The following is a 26,524-nucleotide window of genomic DNA, read 5'->3' as shown; positions in this document are numbered from 1 at the left end:
GGCTGCCCGGCAATCACGGGCTTTTAGGCAACCTCGCAGGACTGACGATGCCGACACCGCAACGCGTTTATCTCGTCACGGGCGCAGGCAGCGGCATCGGCCGCGCCACCGCCCGACTGCTGGCTGCACCTGGCGTTGGGCTGATGCTGCACACCCGCGCCAACCAGTCCGGGCTTCAGGAGGTCGCAACGGACGCGAAGGACCGGGGCGCGGAGGTCGCGACCGTCCTCGGCGACCTCGCCGAGGACGGTTTGGGCGCGCGGGCCGTGGCGATCGCGGGCGAAACCTTCGGCCGGCTCGACGGCCTGATCGCGGTCGCGGGCGCGGCCTATCGCGGCGGCATCATGGACCTCGCCGATGCCGATCTGCGCCGGGTCATGGAGGGCTCCGTCATCGCCTTCACCCATCTCGTGCGCGCGGCGCAGCTTTTGTTGAAGCAGGGCGGCAGCGGGCGCGTCGTCGCCGTCTCGTCCTTCGTCGCCCATGCGCTGCGAACCGATCTCCAGCCCTTCGCCGCCACAGCGACGAGCCGCGCCGCACTGGAGACGGTTGTCAGGCTGATGGCGCATGAACTCGCGGCGGACGGCATCACCGTCAACGCGGTCGCGCCGGGGCTGATCCGCAAGGACGAGGGGCGCGGCAGCAAACTCGACCCCGATGCGATCGCCAAGATGGAGGCGATCATCCCGCTCGCAAGGCGCGGCGCGCCCGAGGAGGTCGCGGCGGTGATCGCCTTCCTGGCGTCGCCGGCTGCGTCCTACGTCACCGGCCAGATCTGGCACGTCAATGGCGGGCTGGTCTGACGCAGGCCGAGGTCGAGCGGTTGGGGCCGTTCTTCAGGGAGAGTCCGGCTCGGGCCGACGTCTGTCGCCCTCCGCATGGACCAGGAACAGCGCCGCCAGCGCCAGCAGGCCAAGCCCGCTTGTCAGCCAGATCGCGTTGACGCCGTAACGGTCGAGCGCATAGCCGAAGATCAGCGGCGAGGCCGCCTGAAGCGCCCTGCCCGGCCCCCCGATCAATCCTTGCGTCAGCCCGTAGCCGACCGGCCCAAACAGCGCCAGCGGCAGCGTGCCCTTGGCGATGGTCAGCACGCCGTTGCCCGCCCCGTGCAGGAAGGCGAAGGCATAGGCGCCAGGCGCGCCGAACCAGAGCAGAACCATGGCGCCGATCGGATGCGTCAGCGTCGCAAGCCGCGTCGAGACCAGCGGATGGAACTGCTTGAGCAGCGTGAACTCGACGATCCGGGCCGCGACCTGCGCCGGCCCGATCAGCGCGCCTGCCGCAACCGCCATCGCCGTCGTCGCGCCCGCGGCCTCCAGCAGGCGCGGCAGATGCGCCGCCATCGCCGTGCTGCTGAACCAGGTCACGGCGAAGACGAAGGCGAGCAGCAGCATGGTCAGCCGCGTCCGGCCGGCGACCACGCCGCTCGCCGCCGCATCGGGCGTGGCGGTCACGGGTACCGCAAGGTTGCCCGCAGGCAGCCAGGCATTGAGCGGCAGCGCCAGCAGGCAGTGCAGCCCGGCCCAGCCGAGGCAGGCGAAGCGCCAGCCATAGCGCGCCTCCATCAACGCCGAGAGCGGCCAGCCGACCGTGCTGGCGAAACCGGCGATCAGCGTGATGCCGGTGATCGGCGAACGCGCCGCCTTGCCGTAGATGCAGGCCAGCGCCGCGAAGGCCGCCTCATAGAGCCCGATGCCCATGCCGACACCGATCACGAGCCAGCCGACCCAGAGCAGGACGGGCCCCTGCGCCAGCGCCATGCAGGCGAGGCCACTCGCGAAGATGAGATTGGATCCGATCAGGATGCCGCGCCCGCCATGGCGGTCGATCATCGCGCCAGCCCAGGGACCGACGATGGCAGATACCACCATTGCGGCCGAGAAGGCGGCGAAGACCATCACCGGGTTGACGCCTAGATCGCGCGCCATCGGCGTCGCCAGCACGGCCGGCAGGTAATAGGTCGAGGCCCAGGACACGGTCTGCGCCGTGCCGAGAGCGATGACGATCCCCGTCTGCGAACGGCCGGCCGGACTCATGCGCAGCAGCTTGCCTTTGCGACGACCGCAATCGACTGGGCCGTCGGTCCGCAGCCACAGCCCGGTTCGCCGGCAGCCCTGACCTGCGCATCCTCAAGACAGCAGGCGTCGACCTCCGCCGGGGCCGGCCCGCCACAGCAGACCGACGCAGCATTGCCCGGCGCAGCATTGCCTGCGCCGCCGGGCGTGGAACTGCAGACGCCGGTCTCGGGCAGGACGAGCTCGACCCGGCGGGCCGCCTCATGGTCGCCGGCGATCGCGGCCATGATCGAGCGCACCTGTTCGTGCCCGGTCGCCAACAGGAAGGTCGGCGCGCGGCCATAGGCTTTCATGCCCGCAATGTAGAAGTCCTTTTCCGGATGGGCCAGTTCGGCCGCGCCATGGGGCCGCACCGTGCCGCAGGAATGCTCGTTGGGGTCGATCAGGGGCGCCAGCGCCGGCGTGCACTCCAGCGCGGGATCGAGCTGGACGCGCAATTCCCTGACCATGTCGAGATCGGGCCTGAAGCCGGTCGCGACGACGAGTTCGTCGGCCGCGACATCGCGCCCGTCGCCGCCGACGAGCCGGAGGCCCGCCGCGTCCGTCTCCATCCGCTCCAGCCGGAAGCCCGTCTCGGCCGTGACGAGCCCGCGCGCAACCAGATCGGCGATGCGCGTTCCAAGCTCGCCGCGCGCGCTCAACTGGTCGGCCGCGCCACCGCCGAATGCCTTGGCGAGCACCGGCCCGCGATAGAGCCAGGCGATACGCGTCCGCGGCGCGCGCCGCTGCAAATCCGCCAGCGCGATCAGCGTGCCGATGGCGGAATGGCCGCCGCCGATGACGGCGACCCGCCGGCCGGCATAGCGCGCCTCGTCCGCGCCGGCCACGTCCGGCATGCCGTAGTTCACATGCGCGGCGGCCTGGCTTTCCCCGATCGCCGGCAACCCGCCGGAACCGGCGGGATTGGGCGAAAACCAGGTGCCGGAGGCGTCGATCACGGCGTCGGCCTGGATCGTCGCGTCGCCAGCGCCATTGCGATAACGCAGCGTGAAGGGCGCGGCGTCCCGGCCGGCCGTCCTGACCTTGTCGAAGCCGGCGCGCGAGACGGAGACGACCCTGGTCTCGAGGCGGATCGCCGCGCCGACCGCCGTTCGCTCTGCCAGCGGCGTCAGATAGCGGCCGACCAGATCGCCGCCGGTGGGATAAGCCTCCGGGTCGGGGCGGTTCCAGCCCGTCGCGGCCAGCAGGCGTCCGGCGGCGGCGTCGATGTTGAAGCCCCAGGGCGAGAACATCGGCACATGCGCCCAGCGCCGCACAGCATGGCCGATCGCGGGGCCCTGCTCCAGCACGACCGGATCGAGCCCGCGCTCGATGGCGTGAGCCGCCGCCGCCAGACCCACTGGCCCTGCTCCGATGATCGCGATCGATCTGCGCTGTTCCATGTCGATCTCCATCCGGTCGAAACGGCTGTCAGGCCGCGCTCGTCCGTTCCCCGTCGCAACAGCTTTCGACGCAGCATTCGGCCACCAGGAATGCGACCAGCGCGTTCATCAGCTCGAAATTCGCCCGGCAGATCAGCGTCGTGCCGCGCCGCTCCTGTCGGACCAGATCGACGATCACCAGCGACTTGATGTGATGCGACAGCGTCGACTGCGCGATCTGCAAACGCTGTTGGCATTCGCCGACCGACAGGCCGGAATGGCCGGCCCGGACAAGTTGGCGATACAGGGCGAGCCGGGTGGGATTGCCCAGGGCCTCAAGGCGTGCGGCGGCGTCGTTCGTGTCCATGAAGCATGGCGTCACAGATGCCATCGCGCGAGTCAAACGATATTTCTAGAATATTCGATATTATGTCTGTGCCGCTTTGATTTCCTCTGCCATTCAGCCGGCTCAATCGACGGAAGCGCGCGCGCCGATGACGAAGCCGTCGTCCACTGCGGCCATCGCAACGGCAGCTTCCAGATCGGGCGCGGCGGCGGCATGGACGACATAAAGCGCCTCGCCGATGCCGACATCGTCGCCGATCGAGCGCAGCAGGTCGATCCCGGCGCTCTTGTCATAGGGCGCGCCGGCGCGGCGCGCGATGCCGCTGACGCGCCATCCGTCGATCTCGCCGACCGGGCCGGCCCGTCTCGCCCGCACCATATGGGTCAGCGGGCCCGGCAGCGCCATCGGCGAGCGCGCGCCCTGCGTCGTGACGATCCGCTGCAACGCTTCGCGCGCCGTACCGGAATCGAGCAGTCGTTCGGCGCGCGCGCGGCCCTGCATATGCGTCGCAATAGCAGGATCCCAGGCGAGGATGCGCGCGGCAAAATTCAGCGCCTTCTCGCGCAGGTCGCGCGGCGCATCGCGATGGCCCTCCAGCACGAGCAGCACATCGCGCACCTCCAGAGCCGGCCCGATGCCGCGACCGATCGGCCCGTCGCCGCAGGTCGGGCAGGCTTCGAGATGCAGACCGACGCCCGCTCCCGCGCGCTCGAACAGCGCCGCGAGTTCGTCGGCGTCCGCCCGCGTGTGTAGCTTGGCGCGCCGGCCATAGGGCAGATCGACGACGACATGGCTCGCGCCCGCCGTCAGCTTCTTCGAGATGATCGAGGCGACCGACCAGCGGTTGGAATCGATCCCGAGGGGCCGCGTGATCGCGTTCATCACATCGTCCACGGCGGAGTGGTTCAGCCGGCCGTTCCAGGCGATGCAGCCGCGCGCAACCTCGACCGCGCGCCTGACCTCGGCGACGCTCAGATCGACCCGCGCCAGCGCCTCCATCGCGTCGGCGGTGCCGGCCGCCGAGGTGATGGCGCGCGACGAGGTCTTCGGCATCGCGATGCCATGGGCCGCCACGATCGGCGTGACGATCAGTGTGATCCGGCTGCCGGGAATGCCGCCCATCGAATGCTTGTCGGCGACGATCGGCTCGTCCCAGACGAGCGGCGTCGAGAAGCCTGCGCGGACCTGCGACAGCGCCACCACTTCGGCGTCGCTCAGCGAGCGTGTCGCGGCGACGAGGAAGGCCGCGATCTCGCCTTCGGGATAACGCCCCTCGACGATGTCGCGCAGCACGGTCTCGTATTGCGCGGCGTCGAGTTCGTCGCCCTGGATTTTTGCCCGCAGCGCGTCGCGGCTGTGCTGCGGCGGCGTCCGTGTCAGCGCGATCTCGCTGCCCTCCGGCAGCCCAAGCGCCGCGAAGGCCTCGCGCGACAGGCCGATCTCATGAGGGGCGAGCAGCCAGCCGGCATCGACGAGATTGATGCGCGCCCGGATGCTGCGGCCGGCGCCGGCGATATCGACCTTGCCCGGCCCGTCGAAATCATCGGCGCCGATCACGCTGTCGCGTGGAAGATAGGCGATATTGTCGCGCCAACCGTCGATCGGCAGCGGCTTCAGCGCGAGCCGGCGCGTTGCGGCGTCGATTACCGCAAGGACATGCTCGACGCCCTCCTCCACAGTGCCGTCATTGCTGACGACGAGCGTCTCGATGCCCGGCGGCAGCGCCAGCACCGAGCGCTCCAGCCGCGCCGCGATATCCTCCGCGCTTTCCCGTCCGCGCGCCGAAAGCCGTGCCGCGAGCGTCGCCGGAGAGGCGGTGACGACGAGCGCGATCAGGCGCGGCGCCTTGCCGGCGAGTTCGGTGAGCGCACCGCGCGAGCCGTTGGCGACGACATGCCGTCCGGCTGCGAGTTCGTCCAGCAGACCGGCACGCAGGCCGTAGCGCAGACCATGCGCCCGCCATGAGACCAAAAGCCTGCCGGCCTGTTCGAGTTCGGCGAAACCGGCCTCGTCGATCGCCTCATGCGCTTCGCCGCCGGCATCGGCCGGGCGGGTGATCAGGCGCGTCGCGAATTGAAACCGGCCCTGCCCCGCAAGCGCGGCCCGCGCACCGTCGATCAGCGTGTCCTTGCCCGCCCCGCTCGGCCCGACGACGACGAACAGAATGCCTGGCCGGATGCCCGCCATTCCGCCTCTAGGCCTCGTCAAGCCCGATATCGACCGCCGGGGCCGACTGGGTGATCTTGCTGGTCGAGATATAGTCGACGCCGGTCTCGGCGATGGCGCGGATCGTCTCGAATCGGATGCCGCCCGACGCCTCGACCTTGGCGCGGCCTGCGATATGGGCGACCGCCTCGCGCATCACCGGCACGGGCATGTTGTCGAGCATGATCACATCGGCCCCGGCGATGACCGCTTCGCGGACCTGGTCGAGGCTGTCGCACTCGACCTCGATCTTGGTGAGAACCGGCAGCTTCCGGCGCGCACGCTCGACCGCGGGCCCGATGCCGCCGCAGACCGCGATATGGTTGTCCTTGATCATCACGCCGCCATCGAGGCCGAGCCGGTGATTGAGTCCGCCGCCACAGGTGACCGCATGTTTTTCGAGCATGCGCAACCCCGGCGTCGTCTTGCGCGTATCGATCAGGCGCGCCGGCGTGCCCTTGATGATGTCGACATAGCGCGCCGTCTCGGTGGCGATGCCCGACAGCCGCTGCACGATGTTCAAGGCCGTGCGCTCTGCAGTCAGAAAGCCCTGCGCCGGCCCCCTGACGAACAGCAGCGTCGCGCCGGTCTCGACCCGGTCGCCATCCTTCGCCGCGACCTCGATCGACAGCGCCGGCTCATAGCGCTGGAACACAGCGGCCGCGACATCGAGCCCCGCAACGACCATCGGCTCGCGCGCATTCATGCGAAAAGCGCCCTGCTCGCCGGGTTCGATCATGACCTGCACGGTCAGGTCGCAGGATCCGATATCTTCCGTGAGCCAGAGATCGATCAGCCTCTGCGTGGCGAAACTGTCATACATGCCTTCGGCCTCTGGCGGCGATGTCTTCAGCGCTGTCGCGGGCCTCGCCAGGACGCTTGCGGCAGACGGCGTCTCGCGGACATGATGCAGTGCAAGCGTCGCAGCGCCGACGTTTAAGCCGATAGCAGATTCTTTCAAGGGAGAGCTTCCGATGAAGCCGATCGCCATCGCCGCCATGCTGACGGCCGCACTTGCCCTGGGGGCCGGCGGCGTCGCCCTGGCGCAGACGGGCGGCCTGAAGAAGATCACGCTCTCTGGCGGCTCGGTCGGCGGCGCCTGGAGCGCGGTCGGCAGCGCCATCGGCGAGACGATCCGGCGCGAATCGCCCGGCGTGGCCTTCGGCTACGAACCCGGCCGCGAGGCCGCCAACATCCAGCTCGTTTCGCAGGGCAAGGTCGAGCTCGGCATCGCCCATTCGCAGCTCGCCAAGCGGGCCCAGTCCGGCGAGGATCCGTTCAGGACGCCGATCGCCAATCTGCGCGCGATCGCCCTGATCGACCCGCAGGCCGCCGTCCAGATCCTGACCCGCGACGATTCCGGCATCGATTCGTTCGAGGCGATCCTGGCTGCGAAGAAGCCGGTGCGTGTGGCGCTGAACCAGCGCGGCACGCTGATGGCCGTGACCGGCGAAGAGGTCTTCAAGGCCTATGGCATCACGGCCAAGGACATCGAAGCCTGGGGCGGCCGCGTCCATAACGTCGACTACAACGCCGGCCTCGAGATGATGAAGAACGGTCAGGTCGACATCATCATCAACATGCTGGCCTTCCCGTCGGGCCAGATCAGCAGCGCCACCCGCGAGATGAAGGTCCGGATGCTCGGCATCGGCCCCGACGCAACGGCCAAGCTCAACGCCCTGCTCGGCACGGCGGCCGTAACCGTGCCCGCCGGCACCTATGGCTTCCAGCCGCAGGCGATCCCGACCGTGACCGGCAGCGTCGTGCTGTTTGCGTCGAGCGAGATGAAGGACGAGGACGCCGCCACCATTGTCGATGGTCTGCTGAAGAACTTCGCCTACCTCAAGCAGGCCCACGCCATGCTGGCCAAGCTCGAACCCGCCGACCTGACCAATGTCGCGCCGCTGGCCCTGCATCCGGGCGCGGCCGCCGCCTACCGCAAGGCCGGCCTGCTGAAGTGAGGCGCTGACGCAGCCGCTGAACCGCCGCAAGGGGACGTCCATGCTCAGCCTGCTCAGCCGCCTCGCTCCCGGACAGTCGCGGCGGCTGGAAGCCCCCGAACAATGGCTCGTCCACGGTGTCGGCTTTGCGACCGCGCTGTTGCTGCTGGCGATATCGTTCGGCTGGTATGTCAGCCGCGAGATCGCGCTGTTCCTGTTCCTTGGCGCGGTGCTCGGGCTGGCCTTCCTGACCACGACGGCACACCCGCTGCGCCCGCGCGGACGCTCCTGGTGGGCGATCGGCATGGCCGCATTGTCGTTTGCGGCCTGCGGTTATTTCGTCGCGATGCGGCCGGTGCACGAACTGCGCCTGCCGATGATCGACGAACTTTCGGTGTTGGACATCGCAGCCTCTGTCGTCCTGATCGCGCTGGTGCTGGAGGCGACGCGTCGCTGCATCGGCTTGACGCTGGTGACGCTGGTCGTTGTCTTCCTGGCCTATGCGGTCTTCGGCAACCGGCTGACCGGCTCCTTCGCCCATCGCGGTTTCACCGGGCAGGAGATCGTCGACCACCTCGTCTTCTCGACCAATGGGCTGTTTGGACCGGCGCTCGACGTCGCGGCGTTCCTCGTCTTCGTCTTCGTGATCTTCGGAGCGCTGCTCGACCGTTTCGGCGGCGCGGATTTCTTCTACGACATGGCCAACAGCCTGGTCGGCCGGCAGGTCGGCGGCGCGAGCAAGGTCGCGGTGGTGTCGTCGGGTCTCTACGGCTCGATCTCGGGCTCGCCGACGGCCGATGTCGTCACCACCGGCTCCTTCAGCATCCCGCTGATGATCCGCACCGGCATGAGCCGGACCTATGCGGGCGCAATCGAATCGGCAGCCTCGACCGGCGGGGCGCTGCTGCCGCCCGTGATGGGCTCGGCCGCCTTCCTGATGACGGACTTCACCGGCATCCCCTACGCCACGATCGCGCTCTCGGCGCTGATCCCGGCCCTGCTTTACTACCTCTCGGTCTTCCTCGCCGTGCATTTCAAGGCCCATCATGACGGCATGGCGCCGATGTCGACCGTCGCGACGCCCTCCGTCCTTTCGGTGCTGCGGCGCGACTGGATTTATCTTGTGCCAATCGGCCTGCTGGTCTGGGGCGTGCTCAGCCTGAACCGCCCGTCATTTGCCGGCGCCATCGCCTGCGCGGCACTGCTGCCAATCGCCGTGCTGCGCGAGAAGACGCCGCTCAAACTGGGCAAGGCGATCTTCTTTGGCCTCAGCGACGGCATGAAGGGCATGATCGGCGTCGGCGTCGCCTGCGCCATAGCCGGCCTCGTCGTCGGCACGCTCTCGATGACCGACCTTACCGGCAAGATCAGCTCGGGGCTCTTCGTGTTGGCCGCCGGCAGCCCGCTGCTCACCATCGTCACGGCCGCCATCGTCATCATCGTGCTCGGCATGGGCATGCCGACGCCGGCCGTCTATGCGCTCTCGGCCGTCCTGGCCGCGCCCGCGCTGATCGCGCTCGGCATTCCGATGCTGCCGGCCCATCTCTTCATCGTCTATATCGCCTCGATGTCGGCGATCACCCCGCCCGTCGCGGTCGCGGCTTTCGCCGCCGCCTCCATTGCGCAGGCGAATCCGGTCCGGATCGCGCTGCTCGCCTGCCGGGTCGCGATGGTCGCCTTCGTCCTGCCCTTCGTCTTCATCTACCATCCAGCGCTGCTCCTGATCGGCTCGTTATCCGAGACGGCCGCCATCACGGCGCTGGTCGCGATCGGGGTCGTCGCGCTCAATGCAGCAATAGAGGGCTACTGCATGGTCAGGTTGGGCAAGGTGCAGCGTGTGCTGCTTCTCGCCGGCGGAATCCTGCTTTTCCTGCCGTTCACGCCAGCGCATTGGGCTGGCGTGGCGCTCTTCGCCGTGATGATGGCCTGGCTCTGGAACAGCCGCAAATCCCTGCGCGCGCCGGCGCTGGTCGCGTCGGGCGGCTGATTGGCGGCTCTATCATCGCTATGATTTCGACACTCCGTGGTGGCAAGCGCTCCGGCGCCTGACATAAGCTTGTGCCGTTGCCGCCTTCCGGAGACCGCCATGCCGACCACGCCCCGCACCATCACTGTCGCCACCACGCCCTTTTCCGACCAGGAGCCAGGCACCTCGGGCCTGCGCAAGGCGGTCCCGGTCTTCCAGCAGCCGCATTATCTCGAGAACTTCGTCCAGGCGATCTTCGACGCCGTGCCGGAGCTCAAGGGCGGCGCGCTCGTCGTCGGCGGCGACGGGCGCTTCCACAACGATGTCGCGACCGCCGTCATCGTCGCCATGGCGCTGGCCAACGGCGTCGCGCGCGTCATCGTCGGCCAAAGAGGCCTGCTTTCGACACCGGCCGCCTCCGCCGTCATCCGCAAACGCGCGACGCAAGGCGGCATCATCCTTTCGGCCAGCCACAATCCCGGCGGCCCCGACGGCGATTTCGGCATCAAGTTCAACGCCGCCAATGGCGGGCCGGCCGCGCCCGCCATCACCACGGCGATCTTCGACCGCACCAAGGCGATGACCGAATACAGGACCACTGAAGGGCTCGAACTGGATCTCGGCACAGTCGGCGCGACGACGCTGCCATCGGGCCAGATCGTCGAAATCATCGACCCCGTCGACGACTACCTCGCGCTGATGGAGACGCTGTTCGACTTCGAGGCGCTCGGCGCCCTGCTGCGTTCCGGCTTCAAGATGCGCTTCGACGCGATGAACGCCATCACCGGCCCCTATGCGAAACGCATCTTCGAGGGGCGCCTGGGCGCAGCCGCCGGCACTGTGATGAACGCGACGCCCCTGCCCGATTTCGGCGGCCTGCATCCCGATCCCAACCCGGTTTATGCAGCCGAGCTGATCGCGGCGATGGCAGGCCCCGGCAAGCTCGATTTCGGCGCGGCTTCCGACGGCGACGGCGACCGCAACCTGATCGTAGGCCCCGGCGGTCAGGTCGTCGCGCCCAGCGACAGCGTCGCGATCCTGGCGGCGAACGCGCAATCCGCGCCCGCTTATGCCGCCGGCCTCAAGGGGGTCGCGCGCTCGATGCCGACGAGCCGCGCGCTCGACCGCGTCGCGACCGGCCTGAAGCTGCCCTTCTACGAAACGCCGACAGGCTGGAAGTTCTTCGGCTCGCTGCTCGACGCCGGCATGATTTCGATCTGCGGCGAGGAGAGCGCCGGCACGGGCTCCAGCCACATCCGCGAGAAGGATGGCGTCTGGGCCGTGCTGCTCTGGCTCTCGATCGTCGCGGCGCGCAAACAGTCCGTGACGCAGATCGTCTCTGGGCACTGGCAGCGCTTCGGACGCGACTATTACCAGCGCCACGATCATGAGGAGATCGACAGCGCGGTCGCAGCCGAGCTGATGAACGCGGCCCGCGAACGGCTCAAGGATATGCCGGGCAAGATCGTCGCCGGCATGACCGTCGCGAGCGCCGACGATTTCAGCTACACCGACCCGGTCGACGGCTCAGTCACCGCGCGGCAGGGCATCCGGGTGCTGTTCGAGAACGACGCCCGCATCGTCTTCCGCCTGTCAGGCACCGGCACCAAGGGCGCGACGCTGCGCATCTACCTCGAACGATACGAGCCCGATCTGGCCCGCCACGGCCTCGACCCCGCCGCCATCCTCAAGCCTCTCGCGGAAGCGGCGGCGGCGCTTTCGGAGCTGAAGCAGCGCACGGGCCGCACCGAACCGACCGTCATCGCCTAAGCGGCAGCCGCCCGACGCCCCGGCACGCCGAGCACGCCCGGCGCCACCGTCAGGGCCTCATGCTGGCCGGTCTCCGCGATGTCGGCCGAGAACGTCTCGACCTCGCGGCGGATCGCGGCGGTCTGCTCGGCGATCTCCAGCGCGGCCGAGCGCAGCAGCCCGGCGCCCTCAGCCGTCTCGCCGGCGACGGCTTCGATCGCCGTGATCGCGGAGGTGACCTGGTTCACATTGGCGGCGGCGTGGCCGACGCTGCCGGCGATGTCGGCCGCGGCCCGGACGCGCTCGTCGACCGCGCCCGAAATATCGCCTGCCGCGGCATTCAGGCTCTCGATCGCGCCCGCGACCGAGGACAGCGCCACTGCCGAACGCGCCGTCGATTTGCGGATGGTCTCGACCATGGCGGTGATCGTGCCGACCGCGCGCGTCGTCTGGCCCGAGAGATCCTTGACCTCGTTGGCGACGACGGCGAAGCCGCGCCCGTGCTCGCCGGCGCGCGCCGCCTCGATCGTGGCGTTCAGCGCCAGCAGGTTGGTCTGCGCGGCGATCGTGGCGATGATCGCGGTCACCTCGCCGATCTGCTGCGAGACCAGTTCGAGCTCGTCGATCGTCTGAGTCGTCGCCTCGGCTTCCGAGACGGCCTGCGCGCCCATTGCGGCCGAGCGCGCGGCATGCGTGCCGATCTGCGAGATCGTATCGAGGAATTCCTGGCCCAGCACGGCGACGGTCTCGACCTTGCGGCTGGCCGCATCGGCTGCGACGGAGGCCGCGTTTGTCTGCGCCGTCGTCCGCAACGCGGCCTTGGAGAAGGTCTCGGCGGTCTGTTCCAGCGTCGCCGAGGCCCCACCCAGGCGCTGCAGTCGCTGCGCGATCTCGCTTCTGAAGCTGTCGAGCGCGGCGCCCAGATGATCGGCCAGCGCCTTGGTCGACTCGAGACGCTCCTCCAGCATCGTGCCTGCGAGCTTCAGCTGCCCGACCGATTCCTGCGCCAGCCGGTCCGAGCGCTCGGCCTCGTCGAAGCTGCGCTTGATGACGAGGCTGATCGACACCAGCATCGCCGTCTCGATGATCACCACGACGGCATGGACCAGAACGCGGCCGAGATCGCCCCCGCCGGGATAGAGCAGCTCAGGCAGAAAGCCGTTGAAGACGAGGTGGTGCACCGCGATCGCACCCGCCGCGCCGAGCAGCAGGCGCACGTCGCAAAAGCCTGCCAGCATCGCCAGCACGGCAAAGAAGTAGAAATGCATCTCGACCTGCCAGAGGTGCCCCTTGAACAGGCAGACCAGCAGGATCGACTGCGTCACGAGTGCAATCGTCAGCGCGGTCGCGATCACCTGTGTCGGCCGCCCGAGCAGATAAAGCATCAGCGGCACGAGCGCGGCTGCGGCGGCGGCCAGGCTGATCGCGCCGTGGTCGACGTCGCGCAAATTCCCGAGCGTTACGAAGATCGGCACATGCGCGATGACGAGCCCGAGCAGCACCCGGGCGACCTTGTGCCGGAGATCGGCGAGCCGGCTGTTCACGACGTCGCTCCCGGAACTTGCACCAGGCAGCCGCCCAACGCATCGGCGTCGAGCGTCGCGACCGCACCGGCATCCCGCGCGCGCCTTGAATAATCGTCGGCCTCGGGCGCGACGATGACGACGAAGGGATAGCGCCCCGTTCCGATCAGCCTCGCGCCGGCCATGGCAGCCCGCGCGACCGCATCGCCGGTCTCGACCCATGGCGGAAACACGACGGCGAGATGATGTCCGGGGGCTGGAGAGCCTGCKGACGCAAGCGAGACCGAAATCACACCGGCAAGCGCAAAGGCTGCAAGCACGAAGCGGTCACTGAAAGGAACGATTCGGAGTGTCGAACGCAAGATCCAAGACATGATCCCAGCGCTACAAGCGACTGGTAAATGAAGGCTTTCGCGCACCGCTTCGTGAACAACAATCTCGACAGCACAGAATATCGCCAGTTGCTTCCCTAAGGAAATTCAACCCACGGACAAGGTCCGCCGGACGCTATCGCGCCAGCCCGCCACCTTGCGCTCGCGCTCGCTCGCCGCCATCGCCGGCGAGAAGCGCCGTTCCAGCCGCCACAAATCGGCGAAACGGTCGGGCTGCGGCAGCAGGCCGGCATCGAGCCCGGCGAGATAGGCCGCTCCGAGCGCGGTCGTCTCCAGCACGGAGGGGCGATCGACCGGCAAGCCGAGGATGTCGGCGAGGCGCTGCATCGTCCAGTCGGAGGCGACCATGCCGCCATCCACCCGCAGGATCGCCTCGCCCTGCCCCGCGCCCGGCCAGTCGGCATGCATCGCCTCGATCAGGTCGAGCGTCTGGTAGCAGACGCTCTCCAGCGCGGCGCGGGCGAATTCGCGCGGGCCGGTATTGCGCGTCAGCCCGAACATCGCACCGCGTGCATCGGCGTCCCAATGCGGTGCGCCCAAGCCGACGAAAGCCGGCACGAGATAGACGTGCTGGGCGGGGTCGGCCGATTGCGCCAGAGGCCCGGTCTCATCGGCCTTTTCGATGATGCCGAGCCCATCGCGCAGCCATTGCACCGCCGCGCCCGCGATGAAGATCGAACCCTCCAGCGCATAGGTCCGCTCGCCGCCGAACTGATAGGCGATCGTGGAAAGCAACCGGTTCTGCGAGTGGACCATCGCGGTCCCCGTGTTGAGCAGGGCAAAGCAGCCGGTGCCATAGGTCGATTTCACCATGCCCGGTGCAAAGCAGGCCTGCCCGATCGTCGCCGCCTGCTGGTCACCCGCCATGCCGCGCACCGGGATCGCCGCCCCAAAAAGCTCCGGCGTCGTCTGGCCGAACAGCCCGGCGCAATCCCTGACTTCGGGCAGGATGGCGGCGGGGATGTTCATCAGCGCCAGCAGGTCAGCGTCCCAGACGCCGCGCCTGATGTCGAACAGCATGGTGCGCGCCGCATTGGTCGCGTCGGTCGCATGCACCGCCCCGCCGGTCAGCCGCCAGAGCAGGAACGAATCGACCGTGCCGAAGGCGAGTTCGCCGGCCTCCGCCCGACGCCGCGCACCGGGAACATTATCGAGCAGCCAGGCGATCTTCGTCGCCGAGAAATACGGGTCTAGCCGCAGGCCGGTGCGCTCCGACACCAGCGCCTCACGCCCTGCCGCGACGAGCGCGGCGCATTGCGCCGCCGTGCGCCGGTCCTGCCAGACGATGGCGCGGTGGATCGCCTTGCCGGTGGCCCGGTCCCAGACCAGCGTCGTCTCGCGCTGGTTGGTGATGCCGATCGCGGCGATATCCGTCGCCGAGAGCCCGGCCTTGCCGAGCGCCTGCCGGCAGGTCGTCAGAACGCTCTCCCAAAGATCCTCCGGCTCGTGCTCAACCCAGCCTGACGCTGGAAAATGCTGCGGAAACTCCTGCTGCGCGCTCGCGATCACCCGCAGATCGGAATCGAACAGCAATGCCCGCGAAGAGGTCGTACCCTGGTCGATCGCGAGAATATGGCGTGCCGTGGCCATGCTGGTCTTTCGTCCCTGCCCTGCCGGCCGGCTCGTCCCGCGGCCCTGCCGCGAGAGTTGCCGGAAGCCGCATGGCGGGGCAAGCGCCGCGTGCCGGCGGACGCCGTGGAAGGTTCCGCTTGGCACCGCTATCGCGCTGTTGGTACGCTCAGCACGAAAGCAAGCAGCCGGGCCTGTCGCCCGGCTCCCGTCGCGGCGCGAAAAAGCGCAGCGAGCGGTCAGAGGATCAAGAGCGGTGACGGTCGAGGACCGGCAGGAGCGGGACGTCGCGGATGCGCCGTCGATGCAGGGGAATTGCGCCAGTCCGCATGCGGCAGGCGTGGCGGTTCTCCGTGCCGAATCCGCCCCATGCGCTACCACGCCGCGTCCGCCCCTGGCGACCTATGCCGCGCTCGATCTCGGCACCAACAACTGCCGCCTGCTGATCGCAAGGCCGGCGCAGCACGGCTTTCGCGTCGTCGACGCCTTCTCGCGGATCGTGCGCCTCGGCGAGGGGCTGGCCGCCAGCGGCCGGCTGGCCGAACCCGCCATGGACCGGGCCGTCGAGGCCCTGAAGATCTGCCGCAGCAAGATGGCCAATCGCGGCGTCACCCGTGCCAGGCTGGTCACGACCGAGGCCTGCCGCGCCGCCACCAACGGGCTCGAATTCGTCCGCCGCGTCTCGGCCGAGGCCGAGCTCGATCTCGAGATCGTCGACCAGCGCACCGAGGCCTCGCTCGCGGTCTCGGGCTGCGCGGCGCTGGCCGACCCGGCGGCGGAGGGCGTCATCGTCTTCGACATCGGCGGCGGCTCGACCGAGATAGTCTGGATGGGTGGGCGCAACGAGGCGCGCGATCCCGCCGCGCGCATCCGCGAATGGGCCTCCCTGCCGATCGGCGTCGTCACGGTGGCCGAGCGCTATGGCGGCGTCGATGTCGGTCGCGAGCTGTTCGAGCGCATGGTGAGCGATTGCAGCGAGGCGCTGGCGCCATTCGCGAAGAAGGCCGCCGGTGCGCGTGGCGCCCGCAGCTTCCATCTGCTGGGCACCTCGGGCACGGTCACCACCGTCGCAGGCATTCATCTTGGCCTGCCGCGCTACGACCGGCGCGTCGTCGACGGTTTGTGGATGCGGCAGGAGGATATCTGCACGGTCATCGACCAATTGGTCGCGATGGACTATGACGCCCGGGCGGCGAATGCCTGCATCGGCCGCGAGCGCGCCGATCTGGTGCTGGCGGGCTGCGCCATCTTCGAGGCGATCCGCCGGGCTTTTCCGAGCGACCGGGTCAGAATCGCCGATCGCGGCCTGCGCGAAGGCATCCTGCTGCGGATGATGCATGAGGACCGCGCCTGGTGGCGACGCCGGCAGGCCTGACAGGAATTTGAGCGGACCATCATGAGCGTAGGGAAATCGGGCAGCGGCAAGACGAGCGGCGTGCGGACGCCGGGCAAGCAGGGCGCGCCCGGCAAGCCGGCGGGCGCGCGCGATATGCGGGTCAAGGTCAAGAAGGCCGGCAAGCTCAAGCACTCGTCCCAGCTCTGGCTCGAGCGGCAGCTCAACGACCCCTATGTCAAGCGCGCCCGCGAGCTCGGCTACCGCTCGCGCGCCGCCTTCAAGATCGAGGAGATGGACGACCGCTACCATTTCCTGAAAGTCGGCCAGAAGCTGATCGATCTCGGCTGCGCGCCAGGCGGCTGGTGCCAGATCGCGGGCCAGCGCGTCGGCCTCGAACGCGGCAAGGGCAGGATCGTCGGCATCGACCTGCTCCCCGTCGATCCGATTCCCCATGTCGATCTGATCGAAATGGATTTCATGGCGGACGACGCGCCGGCCCTGCTCACGCAGCGCCTCGGCGGCCTCGCCCATGGCGTGATGTCGGACATGGCCGCCAACACCACCGGCCACAAGAAGACCGACCATCTCAAGATCATCGCACTGGCCGAAGCGGCGCTGGAATTCGCCAACGGCATTCTGGCGCCGGGCGGGTTCTTCCTCGCCAAGCTCTTCCAGGGTGGCGAGAGCGCCGAATTGCTGGCGCAGCTGAAGCGCGACTTCACGACGGTGCGCAACGTCAAGCCGGCGGCGAGCCGCTCGGATTCGTCGGAGCTCTACGTGCTGGCCACGGGGTTTCGGCGGAAGGCCGAAGCGGGTGTGGAAGACTGAAAGTCAGAGCAGTCTCGTCGGCCAGCCGCAACCTGCAAGCAGGGCGATGGCGTGACGGTCGAATGAGGCGAACTCTTCGCCGCCAAGCCACCGGCCCTCGAAGCAGATGACGCCATCGGCGAAATCGCCACCCGCATCCATCATCGCGAGGCCTGCTTCCACCGCTGGCCGGTTCATCTCGACATTGGCGGTCCCGAGCAATGCGCGGATAGCGCGCGAAATATCGGCCTGTTCGATACGGTAGAGACGCCTGAGCACCCAGACGAATTCGCACAGGCACGGCAATGCGACTGCTATGATCGATGCGCGTTTCAGGATTTCGTCGGCAGCGGCAGCTTGTACAGGGTCATCCCGGATAACCGCGCGAACGAGAATATTCGTATCGACGGTGATGTTCATGTTTTGCCGGCCCAGCCCTCAGCCGCGGCCATATTCATTTCGTCAATCGTTGCGACGACATGCGTCCGCTCGGATAGCAGCCCGATGAAGCCGTCTATATGCCCGATTTGCCGAGCAGCCCTAAGCGCGGCCCGGCCGTCTGGCAGCAGGTCGATCTCGATTTTTTCACCGGGTTTGATGCCGAGATGTTGCAGGACATCCTTGCGAAACGTCACCTGCCCGCGCGTCGTTACCGTCAAAATTGTCATGGCTTCATCGCTCCCTGACGTCGGAAGATAATGGAATTTTACATTATCGACAACGCGGAACCCCCACTCACTCCAGCGGCTTCTGGTCCGCGATCGCCTCTGCCGTCGCCTTTCGCATGCTGACCGGCGCGTGGCCGGAGACCTCCGCGCCGGCATCGGGCGCAAGCCGCGCCATCCAGAACACCGAAGTGGCCGAGATCAGCCCGACAATGGCGAAGGCGGGCCAGAAATCGCCGGCGCCCAGCGCCTTGCCGCCGTTGAAGGCATTGGCGCTCTCCAGCGCAAAGGCGCCGAGCGTGACGCCGATGCTGAGCGACAATTGCTGGGCGACGCTCGACAGGCTGGTCGCGCTCGACATCTCGCGATTGGAGACGTCGGCATAGCTCAACGCGTTGATGCCGGTGAACTGCAGCGAACGGAAGCAGCCGCCGACCAAAAGCACGCCGAGCATCAGCCAGTGCGGCGTCAGCGGCGTGAACAGTCCCGATGCCGCCAGAAACGCCGCCCCGACCAGCGCGTTGAACGTCAGCACATTGCGAAAGCCGAAGCGCGCCAGGATCGTCCTCGCCAGCGTCTTCATGATCAGCGCGCCCGCAGCCGAAGCAAAGGTGATCAGTCCCGATTGCAGCGCGTCGAGCCCGAAGCCCAGTTGCAGCATCAGCGGCAGCAGAAAGGGAATAGCGCCGATGCCGGTCCGGAAGACCGAGCCGCCGATCACGCCGATCCGGTAGGTCGGGATACGCAGCAGCGACAGGTTGAGAACCGGATAGGGGATCCGGCGCGCGTGAAACCAGTAGGCGACCAGCGCAGCGATGCCGGCGGCGACGCAGGCATAGGACACCGCTTCCGGCACGAGGTGGCGCCCGCCGGTGGCGAGACCCAGCATCAGGCTGGCGAAGCCGAAGGAAGACAGCACGAATCCCCCGATATCGAGCGGCGCGACATCCTCCTCCCGGATGTCCTCGAAGAACAGGCTCGACAGCACGATCCMGATCAGGCCGATCGGGATGTTGATGAAGAAGATCCAGCGCCAGTCGAAATAGGTCGTGATGAAGCCGCCGAGCGGCGGCCCGACGACCGGCCCGACCAGCGCCGGCACCGTCAGGTAGGCCAGCGCCGAGACAAGCTGCGATTTCTCGACGCTGCGCAGGATCACCAGCCGCCCGACCGGCACCATCATCGCTCCGCCCATGCCCTGGACGAAGCGCGCACCGACAAAGGCCCCAAGCGAGTTCGACAGCGCACACAGGATCGAGCCGCACATGAAGACGCCGAGCGCCGCACGGAAAATCGTGCGCGCGCCATAGCGGTCGGCCATCCAGCCGGAAATCGGAATGAAAACCGCCAGGCTGACGAGATAGGAGGTCAGCGCGAGCTTGAGCGCGATCGGATCCTCGCCGAGCGACTGCGCGATCACCGGCAGCGAGGTCGCGATCACCGTCGAATCGGTGTTTTCCATGAACAGCGCGCAGGCGACGATCAGGGGCAGGAGTTTGGAGCGCTGCAGCAAGGCGGAGGGCTTTCGGACGGTTGCCGGCTTCGAGCCATAGTCAAGCGCGCACGCGATGGCGAGAGCGCAGCGGCGGCTAACGCCAAACCGGAGATCAGGGTTGCTTCGGCGGCATGGCTATCGGCAATTCGCCTGCCGCCGGGCCGTTTACACGGCCAATCCACTCTCGCCCGGACGCAGCCATGCCGCAGCGCATCGCAGACCTGCGCGCCAGCATGGGATTTTTGTCGATCGGGCCTAGCGGCGTCGCCGCACGCATGCTATCGGGCCTCGTCAACCCGATCCTGGGCGTCCCCGCCCCGATCACGAACAGGCCGCCCCGATCGGCCGTGGAGTTGACGATGGCATTCCCGACAGACGGCCTGATTCGCGACGGCTTGACCTTCGACGATGTGCTGCTCGAACCCGGTCCCTCGGAGGTCATGCCGGCCGATGTCGATATCTCCACCAAGCTGACCAAGACGATCTCGCTCAACCTGCCGATCATCGCCTCGGCGATGGACACGGTGACGGAAGCCCGCATGGCGATCGCCATGGCGCAGGCTGGCGGCATGGGGGTCATCCACCGCAATCTCGAAGCCGATCAGCAGGCCGCCGAGGTCCGCCTCGTCAAGAAATTCGAATCGGGCATGATCCTCAACCCGATCACGATCTTCCCCGACGAGACGCTGGCCGACGCGCTCGGGCTGATGAAGCAGAACGGCATCTCCGGCATCCCGGTGGTCGAGCGTGGCGCGCAGGGGCACAAGGGCAAGCTCGTCGGCATCCTGACCAATCGCGACGTCCGCTTTGCCGCCAATCCGCAGCAGCCCGTCTCCGAGTTGATGACCAAGGACCGCCTGATCACAGTGCGCGAGGGCGTGGCGCAGGACGAGGCCCGCCGCCTGCTGCACCAGTTCCGCATCGAGAAGCTGCTGGTCGTCGACGACCATTACCGCTGCATCGGCCTGATCACCGTCAAGGACATGGAAAAGCAGGTCACCCACCCCAACGCAGCCAAGGATTCCCATGGCCGGCTTTTGGTGGCGGCTGCGACCACGACCGGCGATCTCGGCTTCGAGCGCTCGCAGATGCTGATCGACGCCGGCGTCGACATCATCGTGGTCGATACCGCCCACGGCCATTCCGCCAAGGTGCTGGAGGCGGTGACGCGGGTGAAGAAGCTCTCCAACGCCGTGCAGATCATCGCCGGCAATGTCGCGACAGCCGGCGGCGCGCAGGCGCTGATCGACGCCGGCGCCGACGCGATCAAGGTCGGCATCGGCCCGGGCTCGATCTGCACCACCCGCATCGTCGCGGGCGTCGGCGTGCCGCAGCTCACCGCCGTGATGGACGCAGCCTCGGCCGCGCAGAAGCAGGGCATCCCGGTCATCGCCGACGGCGGAATCAAATACTCAGGCGATCTCGCCAAGGCCTTGGCGGCAGGGGCTTCCTGCGCGATGGTCGGTTCGCTTTTGGCCGGCACCGACGAGACGCCCGGCGAGAGCTTTCTCTACCAGGGCCGCTCCTACAAATCCTATCGCGGCATGGGCTCTGTCGGGGCGATGGCGCGCGGCTCGGCCGATCGCTACTTCCAGCAGGACATCAAGGACGCGCTGAAGCTGGTGCCCGAGGGCATCGAGGGCCAGGTCGCCTACAAGGGCCCGGTTTCCGCCGTGCTGCACCAGCTCGCCGGCGGCTTGCGCGCCGCGATGGGCTATGTCGGCGGCAAGGATCTCGCCGATTATCAGGCCAAGGCGCGCTTCATCCGCATCACCAGCGCGGGTCTGCGCGAGAGCCACGTCCACGACGTGACGATCGTGCGCGAGAGCCCCAACTACCCGACCCGCTCTTGAGCGCCGACGTAGTCTGTGCGGTAGTCGCGCCAAAGGCTGCGCCGGGGGAACGGGCATGACGTTGAAACTGGTCTATCCGGCGCTGGCGATGATCCTTTGGATCTTCGTCGTGCTCGGCATCATGTTCATGCGCCGCAAGGCTGCATTCGCCAGCAAGGATGTCCGGCTCGCCGACGTCGCGGTTTCGTCCGAGCGTTATCCTGAGCCGGCGCGCCTGGCGGCAGCGAATTTCTCCAACCAGTTCGAGATGCCGGTCGTCTTCTTCGCCATCATCATGCTGGCGATGGAGGTGGCGGCCGCAAGCTACATCATGGCCGGTCTGGCCTGGGCCTTCGTCGCGACCCGCGTGATCCACACGCTGGTCCATGTCGGCTCGAACAACATGAAGCAGCGCGCCGGCGTCTTCGCGCTCGGCTGCCTCATCCTGCTGCTGATGTGGATCGGCGTCGTCATCGCCGTCATCTGACGGACGCAGGCCTTCATCTGACGCGCGCATAACCGCCATCTCCCCGGCGCACGCCTGAGGCGGCCTACCCGGCCTGATATATCCTTCCGGGACGCATGTCACATCCCCGCTACATCGGCCGATAAACCGTGTTTGATGCTTGCGCCCGCAACCTGCCCTCGGCATGCTAAATGCTTGCGGCAGGCGCGGTTTAGGGGACAACCGCTCATGATGGGGTTCAGAGGCGGGTCCTCCCTCTGGCGCAAGGTACGACATGGCGATTCTGACTTTCGGGCGTGTGGCGCTTTTGGCTGTCGTCGGCGTCGTCGGCACGGGCGCCGGGCTGCATTACACTGGGCGTCCCGTCCCCGCCCCGCTCGACAAGATTCCCTACGGCAAGGTGATCCCGCCCTATAGCGAGACCAAGCCGTCCGCCGAGGCGCAGCAGCGCGCCACACCGCCGCAGCGTCCCCCGGTCACCATCGTGACGGCCAAGGCCGAGCGCCGCGCCATGCCGGTCCGGATCGATGCGATCGGCACTGTGCAGACCCTGTCGGCGGTGACCGTGCGCTCGCGCGTCGAAAGCCAGATCATGGAGGTCGGCTTCAAGGACGGCGACACGGTCAAGAAGGGCGACCTGCTCTTCCGGCTGGATTCGCGCCAGCTCGAGACGCAGCTGCGCCAGGCCGAGGCCAACGTCATCCGGGACAAGGCCGCGCTCGTCTCGGCGGAGGCCGATCTGCGTCGCGCCGAGGAACTCGCCAAGCGCGAATTCGCCACCGATCAGCGCCTCGAGACGGCTCGCGCAGCCGCAGCTACACTGCGCGCCACGATCCGCGCCGGAGACGCCGCCGTCGACGGGCTCAAGGTGCAGTTGACCTACTACACCATCACCTCCCCGGTGAACGGCCGCATGGGTGTCGCCATGCTGAAGGAAGGCAACATCTCCAAGACCGGCGACAACTCCGGCGCGCTCGCCACGATCAACCAGATCGACCCGATCTATGTCGCCTTCGCGCTGCCGCAGCGCTACCTCCCGGAAATCCGCGCCGCCATGGCGGGCGGCTCGTCGAGCGTGCTGGCGACGCAGCAGGGCGCACCGGCCGGCGTCGAGGGCAAGTTCGCGGTGATCGACAATATCGTCGACGCTACGACGGGCACCATCCAGATGCGCGCCATCTTCGAAAACGCGGCCGAGGCCCTCTGGCCCGGCGCGCTCTGCCAGGTCCGCGTCACACTGCGCGTCGATGCCGACGCGATGACGGTTCCGCGCGAAGCGATCCAGAACGGCCAGAACGGCGCATTCGTCTTCATCATCGAGGAGAATGTCGCCAGGACGCGCCAGGTTGTCGTCGACCGGACGGTCGATGGTCGCGTCGTCCTCGCCTCCGGGCTCAAGGGCGGCGAGGCCGTCGTGGTCGATGGCGCGCTGCTCCTGACCGAAGGCACGCGGACGATCGAGCGCAGTCGCGGCGGCGGCGCGCCGCCGCCCAATCTGACGTCGCAGCGCGGGAGCGTAAGCGGATGAACCTTCCCGAGGCCTGTATCCGTCGTCCGGTCATGACGACGCTGATCATGGCGACCTTCCTGATCTTCGGATTGTTTGCCTTCAAGCAATTGCCCGTCGCGGCGCTGCCGCGCGTCGACTTCCCGACCATCAACGTCAGCGCCCGTCTGCCAGGCGCAAGTCCCGAGACGATGGCGTCCTCGGTCGCCGCTCCGCTCGAGCGCGAATTCGCCTCGATCTCCGGCATCACCTCGATGTCCTCGGTCTCGCAGCAGGGCTCGACTTCGATCACCCTGCAGTTCGACCTCAACCGCAACATCGACGGCGCGGCGCTCGACGTGCAGGCGGCGCTCAGCGCCACCGCCCGGCGCCTGCCGCCGGAACTGCCGACGCCGCCGAGCTTCCGCAAGGTCAATCCGGCCGATACGCCGATCCTGTTCATGGTCCTGACCTCGGCGACCAAGCCGCTCTACGAGGTCCATGAATTCGGCGAGAACGTGCTGCAGCAGCAGATCTCGCAGCTCAACGGCGTCGCCCAGGTCAACGTCTTCGGCGCGCAGAAATACGCCGTCCGGATCAAGATCAATCCCGACGCCGTCTCTTCGCGCGGCCTTGCGCTGTCGGATGTCCGCACCGCGGTCGCCGCCGCCAATTCGAACTCTCCGGTCGGCACGCTCAACGGCGAGAACCAGCGCCTGACGCTGGGCGCGACCGGCCAGCTCGAACGCGCCGCCGAATACGGCAACCTGATCGTCGCCCAAAAGAACGGCGTGCCGATCCGGCTGCAGGACATGGCGACGGTCTATGATTCCGTCGAGAACGACCAGACCGCAAGCTGGTACAACGGCCAGCGCTCGATCATCCTGGCCGTCTATCGCCAATCCGACGCCAACACCGTCGAGGTGGTCGACAGCATCAAGAGCAGGCTGGATGCCTACCGCGCCCAGCTTCCCGCCGCCATCGAACTGCACGCCCTAAACGACCGGTCGATCCCGATCCGCGAGGCGGTGGAGGACGTCGAGTTCTCGCTCGTCGTCGCCATCACGCTCGTGATCATGGTGATCTTCCTGTTCCTCAAGAATCTGGCCGCGACCGTCATCCCGACGCTGGCGCTGCCGATTTCGCTCGTCGGCACTTTCGCGGCGATGCATGCGCTCGGCTATTCGCTCGACAACATCTCGCTGCTGGCGCTGACGCTTGCCGTCGGTTTCGTCGTCGACGACGCCATCGTCATGCTGGAGAACATCATCCGGCATATCGAGATGGGCAAGAAACCGTTCCAGGCCGCGTTGGACGGTTCGCGCGAGATCGGCTTCACGATTCTCTCGATCACCATCTCGCTGATCGCGGTCTTCATCCCCGTCTTCTTCATGGGCGGCGTCGTCGGCAAGGTCTTCGTCGAGTTCGCCGGCACGATCTCGGCTGCGATCATCGTCTCGGGCTTCGTCTCGCTGACGCTGACGCCGATGCTGTGCGCCCGCTTCCTCAAGGCGCATGACCACCACAAGAAGCCCAACATCGTCGAGCGCGTCTTCGAGGCCGGCTTCCAGGGCATGCTCGACTTCTATCGCTGGAGCCTGGACTGGGTGCTGAAGGCGCGCGTGCTGATGCTGATCTTCACGCTCGGCACGGTCTGGTACTCCGCCCATCTCTACACGATCGTCCCGAAGGGCTTCTTCCCGACCGAGGATACGGGGCTGCTGCGCGGCTCGACTGAAGGCCCGCCCGACACCTCCTTCGAGGCGATGGCGGCCCGCCAGCAACGGGTCGCGGCGATCGTCAAGGCCGATCCGGCCGTCGACTACCTCAATTCCAACATCGGCGGCTTCAACGCCACCAGCAACGGCTTCATGTTCATCTCGCTGAAGCCGAAGGAGGAGCGCGACAAGGCCGAGGTCATCATCGCCCGGCTCAGACGCGCGACCTCGGAAGTGCCGGGCATCACGGCGGTGTTCCAGCAGGTCCAGAACATCAATCTCAATGCCGGCCGCTCCTCGCGTGCGCAGTATCTCTATTCGCTGCAGGGGCCTGACCTGAACCAGCTTTATGTCTACGCCCCGCTGATGCAGCAGCGGCTCGCCCAGATTCCGCAACTGCGTGACGCCAATATCGACCTGCAATTGCGCAATCCGCAGCTCTCGATCGACATCGACCGCGAGCGCGCCGCCAGTCTCGGCATCTCCAGCGACCAGATTCGTCAGGCGCTGGGCAACGCCTTCGGCTCGCGCCAGATCGCCACGATCTTCACGCCGGCGACCGACTATCAGGTCATCATGGAGGCCGACCGGGTCTTCCAGCAGGATCCCGGCGTGCTTTCGCGGCTCCAGCTCAAGGCAGCCAACGGCCTGAACGTCCCGCTCGAATCGGTGGCGACGATCAAGCCGAGCGTCGGCCCGCTCGCGGTCAACCGCATTTCGCAGCAGCCGGCGGTCACGATCTCGTTCAACACGGCGCCGGGCGTTTCGCTCGGCGAGGCCGTCAACGCGATCCGCGCCGCCGAACGCGATATCAACCTTCCCGCCACGATCGCGACCACCTTCGCCGGTTCGGCGCAGCTCTTCCAGGACGCGCTCAAGGGCCAGGGCCTGTTGATCTTCGCCGCGATCCTCGTGATCTACATCATTTTGGGCATCCTCTACGAGAGCTTCATCCACCCGATCACGATTCTCTCAGGGCTTCCCTCGGCAGGCCTCGGCGCCCTGCTCGCGCTCCAGTATTTTAACCTCGACCTGTCGGTGATCGCGATCATCGGCATTCTGATGCTTGTGGGCATCGTCAAGAAGAACGCCATCATGATGGTCGATTTCGCCATCGAGCGGCGCAAGATGGGCGACGACGCGCTCTCGGCCATCCGCGAGGCGGCGCTCGTCCGCTTCCGGCCGATCATGATGACGAGCTTCGCGGCGGTCTTCGGCGTGCTGCCGATCGCGCTCGGGCATGGCGCGGGCGCGGAACTGCGCCAGCCGCTCGGCATCGCCGTCGTCGGCGGTCTGATCGTCTCGCAGCTGCTGACGCTCTACATCACGCCCGTCGTGTACTTCTATCTCGACAAGGTCGACAGCTGGCTCTCGGGCCGCAACCGTCGCGAGGAAGCCGACATTCCGGTTTCGGGCATCCCGATCGCGGTGCCACAGGCCGTGCACAAGCCGGAGCTGTAAGACCGGCCCAAACCGCGGGCTCCCCGCTCGGCAACCTTGTCATCGAACCGAAAGACGCCCGGCGCCAAAGCGCCGGGCGTCTTGCATTAAGCATCCCGTGACTTTGGCCGACGCAAGCCGTGCAGGCCGTTG

21 protein-coding genes are annotated in these 26,524 nt (G+C 67.5%); 10 read left to right on the top strand and 11 right to left on the bottom strand.

The genetic code is table 11. From position 1 onward, the window contains the following. Positions 1–47: 47 nt before the first annotated feature. Entirely contained in the window at positions 48–803 is a 756-nt protein-coding gene (locus AC1DZY_RS22590; RefSeq protein WP_476822404.1) for an SDR family NAD(P)-dependent oxidoreductase, read from the top strand. 33 nt (positions 804–836) lie between these two features. On the opposite strand, the gene AC1DZY_RS22585 is transcribed toward AC1DZY_RS22590, so the two are convergent. The 5 genes from AC1DZY_RS22585 to nadC form a co-directional block, all read right to left on the bottom strand. Continuing rightward, positions 837–2,036: an MFS transporter gene (locus AC1DZY_RS22585; protein WP_476822403.1), complete on the bottom strand. Its 1,200-nt coding sequence runs from the start codon at positions 2,034–2,036 to the stop codon at positions 837–839. Continuing rightward, positions 2,033–3,457 carry an NAD(P)-binding domain-containing protein gene (locus AC1DZY_RS22580; RefSeq protein WP_476822402.1) on the bottom strand — a complete coding sequence of 475 codons (1,425 nt, stop codon included), beginning with the start codon at positions 3,455–3,457 and terminating at the stop codon, positions 2,033–2,035. The genes AC1DZY_RS22585 and AC1DZY_RS22580 overlap by 4 nt, the downstream gene beginning before the upstream one ends. A gap of 28 nt (positions 3,458–3,485) precedes the next feature. After that, entirely contained in the window at positions 3,486–3,803 is a 318-nt protein-coding gene (locus AC1DZY_RS22575) for an ArsR/SmtB family transcription factor (RefSeq protein WP_476822401.1), read from the bottom strand. A 102-nt stretch (positions 3,804–3,905) separates the two neighbouring features. Continuing rightward, positions 3,906–5,969, bottom strand: a complete 2,064-nt coding sequence (gene phnN / locus AC1DZY_RS22570) for a phosphonate metabolism protein/1,5-bisphosphokinase (PRPP-forming) PhnN (protein WP_476822400.1) — start codon at positions 5,967–5,969, stop codon at positions 3,906–3,908. Between the two features lie 7 nt (positions 5,970–5,976). Further along, on the bottom strand, positions 5,977–6,810 hold the full coding sequence (nadC, locus tag AC1DZY_RS22565; protein ID WP_476822425.1) for a carboxylating nicotinate-nucleotide diphosphorylase: 834 nt from the start codon (positions 6,808–6,810) through the stop codon (positions 5,977–5,979). A 151-nt stretch (positions 6,811–6,961) separates the two neighbouring features. Here nadC and AC1DZY_RS22560 point away from each other — a divergent pair, with 151 nt between their 5' ends. The 3 genes from AC1DZY_RS22560 (at position 6,962) to AC1DZY_RS22550 (ending at position 11,663) form a co-directional block, all read left to right on the top strand. Next, complete coding sequence (locus tag AC1DZY_RS22560; RefSeq protein WP_476822399.1) at positions 6,962–7,948, top strand: TAXI family TRAP transporter solute-binding subunit; 987 nt, start codon at positions 6,962–6,964, stop codon at positions 7,946–7,948. Positions 7,949–7,988: 40 nt separating this feature from the next. After that, the gene (locus AC1DZY_RS22555; protein ID WP_476822398.1) at positions 7,989–9,914 is read left to right on the top strand and encodes a TRAP transporter permease; all 1,926 of its coding nucleotides are present in this window, start codon (positions 7,989–7,991) and stop codon (positions 9,912–9,914) included. A 99-nt stretch (positions 9,915–10,013) separates the two neighbouring features. Beyond that, a complete protein-coding gene (locus tag AC1DZY_RS22550) occupies positions 10,014–11,663 on the top strand; it encodes an alpha-D-glucose phosphate-specific phosphoglucomutase (protein ID WP_476822397.1) in 1,650 nt (549 codons plus the stop codon). Here the strand turns inward: AC1DZY_RS22550 and AC1DZY_RS22545 are convergent. From AC1DZY_RS22545 to glpK, 3 genes are all read right to left on the bottom strand, one after another. Next, positions 11,660–13,186 carry a methyl-accepting chemotaxis protein gene (locus tag AC1DZY_RS22545; RefSeq protein WP_476822396.1) on the bottom strand — a complete coding sequence of 509 codons (1,527 nt, stop codon included), beginning with the start codon at positions 13,184–13,186 and terminating at the stop codon, positions 11,660–11,662. The two genes, AC1DZY_RS22550 and AC1DZY_RS22545, sit on opposite strands and share 4 nt — an antisense overlap. Continuing rightward, on the bottom strand, positions 13,183–13,485 hold the full coding sequence (locus AC1DZY_RS22540; protein WP_476822395.1) for a hypothetical protein: 303 nt from the start codon (positions 13,483–13,485) through the stop codon (positions 13,183–13,185). Before AC1DZY_RS22540 ends, AC1DZY_RS22545 begins: the two co-directional genes overlap by 4 nt. 159 nt (positions 13,486–13,644) lie before the next feature. Next, a complete protein-coding gene (gene glpK, locus AC1DZY_RS22535; RefSeq protein WP_476822394.1) occupies positions 13,645–15,147 on the bottom strand; it encodes a glycerol kinase GlpK in 1,503 nt (500 codons plus the stop codon). Positions 15,148–15,430: 283 nt separating this feature from the next. Here glpK and AC1DZY_RS22530 point away from each other — a divergent pair, with 283 nt between their 5' ends. Both AC1DZY_RS22530 and AC1DZY_RS22525 read left to right on the top strand, forming a co-directional pair. Next, positions 15,431–16,501 carry a Ppx/GppA phosphatase family protein gene (locus tag AC1DZY_RS22530; RefSeq protein WP_476822424.1) on the top strand — a complete coding sequence of 357 codons (1,071 nt, stop codon included), beginning with the start codon at positions 15,431–15,433 and terminating at the stop codon, positions 16,499–16,501. A 21-nt stretch (positions 16,502–16,522) separates the two neighbouring features. Next, on the top strand, positions 16,523–17,290 hold the full coding sequence (locus AC1DZY_RS22525) for an RlmE family RNA methyltransferase (protein WP_476822393.1): 768 nt from the start codon (positions 16,523–16,525) through the stop codon (positions 17,288–17,290). A 3-nt stretch (positions 17,291–17,293) separates the two neighbouring features. Here the strand turns inward: AC1DZY_RS22525 and AC1DZY_RS22520 are convergent, their stop codons facing one another. The 3 genes from AC1DZY_RS22520 to AC1DZY_RS22510 form a co-directional block, all read right to left on the bottom strand. Beyond that, positions 17,294–17,689, bottom strand: a complete 396-nt coding sequence (locus AC1DZY_RS22520; RefSeq protein WP_476822392.1) for a type II toxin-antitoxin system VapC family toxin — start codon at positions 17,687–17,689, stop codon at positions 17,294–17,296. Continuing rightward, complete coding sequence (locus AC1DZY_RS22515; RefSeq protein WP_476822391.1) at positions 17,686–17,937, bottom strand: AbrB/MazE/SpoVT family DNA-binding domain-containing protein; 252 nt, start codon at positions 17,935–17,937, stop codon at positions 17,686–17,688. The genes AC1DZY_RS22520 and AC1DZY_RS22515 overlap by 4 nt, the downstream gene beginning before the upstream one ends. Before the next feature lie 67 nt (positions 17,938–18,004). Beyond that, complete coding sequence (locus AC1DZY_RS22510; protein ID WP_476822423.1) at positions 18,005–19,444, bottom strand: MFS transporter; 1,440 nt, start codon at positions 19,442–19,444, stop codon at positions 18,005–18,007. Between the two features lie 344 nt (positions 19,445–19,788). Here AC1DZY_RS22510 and guaB point away from each other — a divergent pair, with 344 nt between their 5' ends. The 4 genes from guaB to AC1DZY_RS22490 all read left to right on the top strand — a co-directional run bounded on the left by guaB (position 19,789) and on the right by AC1DZY_RS22490 (position 26,392). Continuing rightward, positions 19,789–21,282, top strand: coding sequence for an IMP dehydrogenase (gene guaB / locus AC1DZY_RS22505; RefSeq protein ID WP_476822390.1), 1,494 nt, complete (start codon positions 19,789–19,791; stop codon positions 21,280–21,282). A gap of 55 nt (positions 21,283–21,337) precedes the next feature. Beyond that, a complete protein-coding gene (locus tag AC1DZY_RS22500; RefSeq protein ID WP_476822389.1) occupies positions 21,338–21,748 on the top strand; it encodes an MAPEG family protein in 411 nt (136 codons plus the stop codon). Positions 21,749–22,001: 253 nt separating this feature from the next. Continuing rightward, positions 22,002–23,255, top strand: a complete 1,254-nt coding sequence (locus AC1DZY_RS22495; RefSeq protein WP_476822388.1) for an efflux RND transporter periplasmic adaptor subunit — start codon at positions 22,002–22,004, stop codon at positions 23,253–23,255. Continuing rightward, positions 23,252–26,392, top strand: coding sequence for an efflux RND transporter permease subunit (locus AC1DZY_RS22490; RefSeq protein ID WP_476822387.1), 3,141 nt, complete (start codon positions 23,252–23,254; stop codon positions 26,390–26,392). Before AC1DZY_RS22495 ends, AC1DZY_RS22490 begins: the two co-directional genes overlap by 4 nt. The last annotated feature ends 132 nt before the right edge of the window (positions 26,393–26,524 follow it).

The organism is Allobosea sp. P2_A10 (assembly GCF_056405115.1).
Note: the sequence above shows the minus strand (reverse complement) of the source record. Positions and strands in the feature narration are given on the sequence as shown.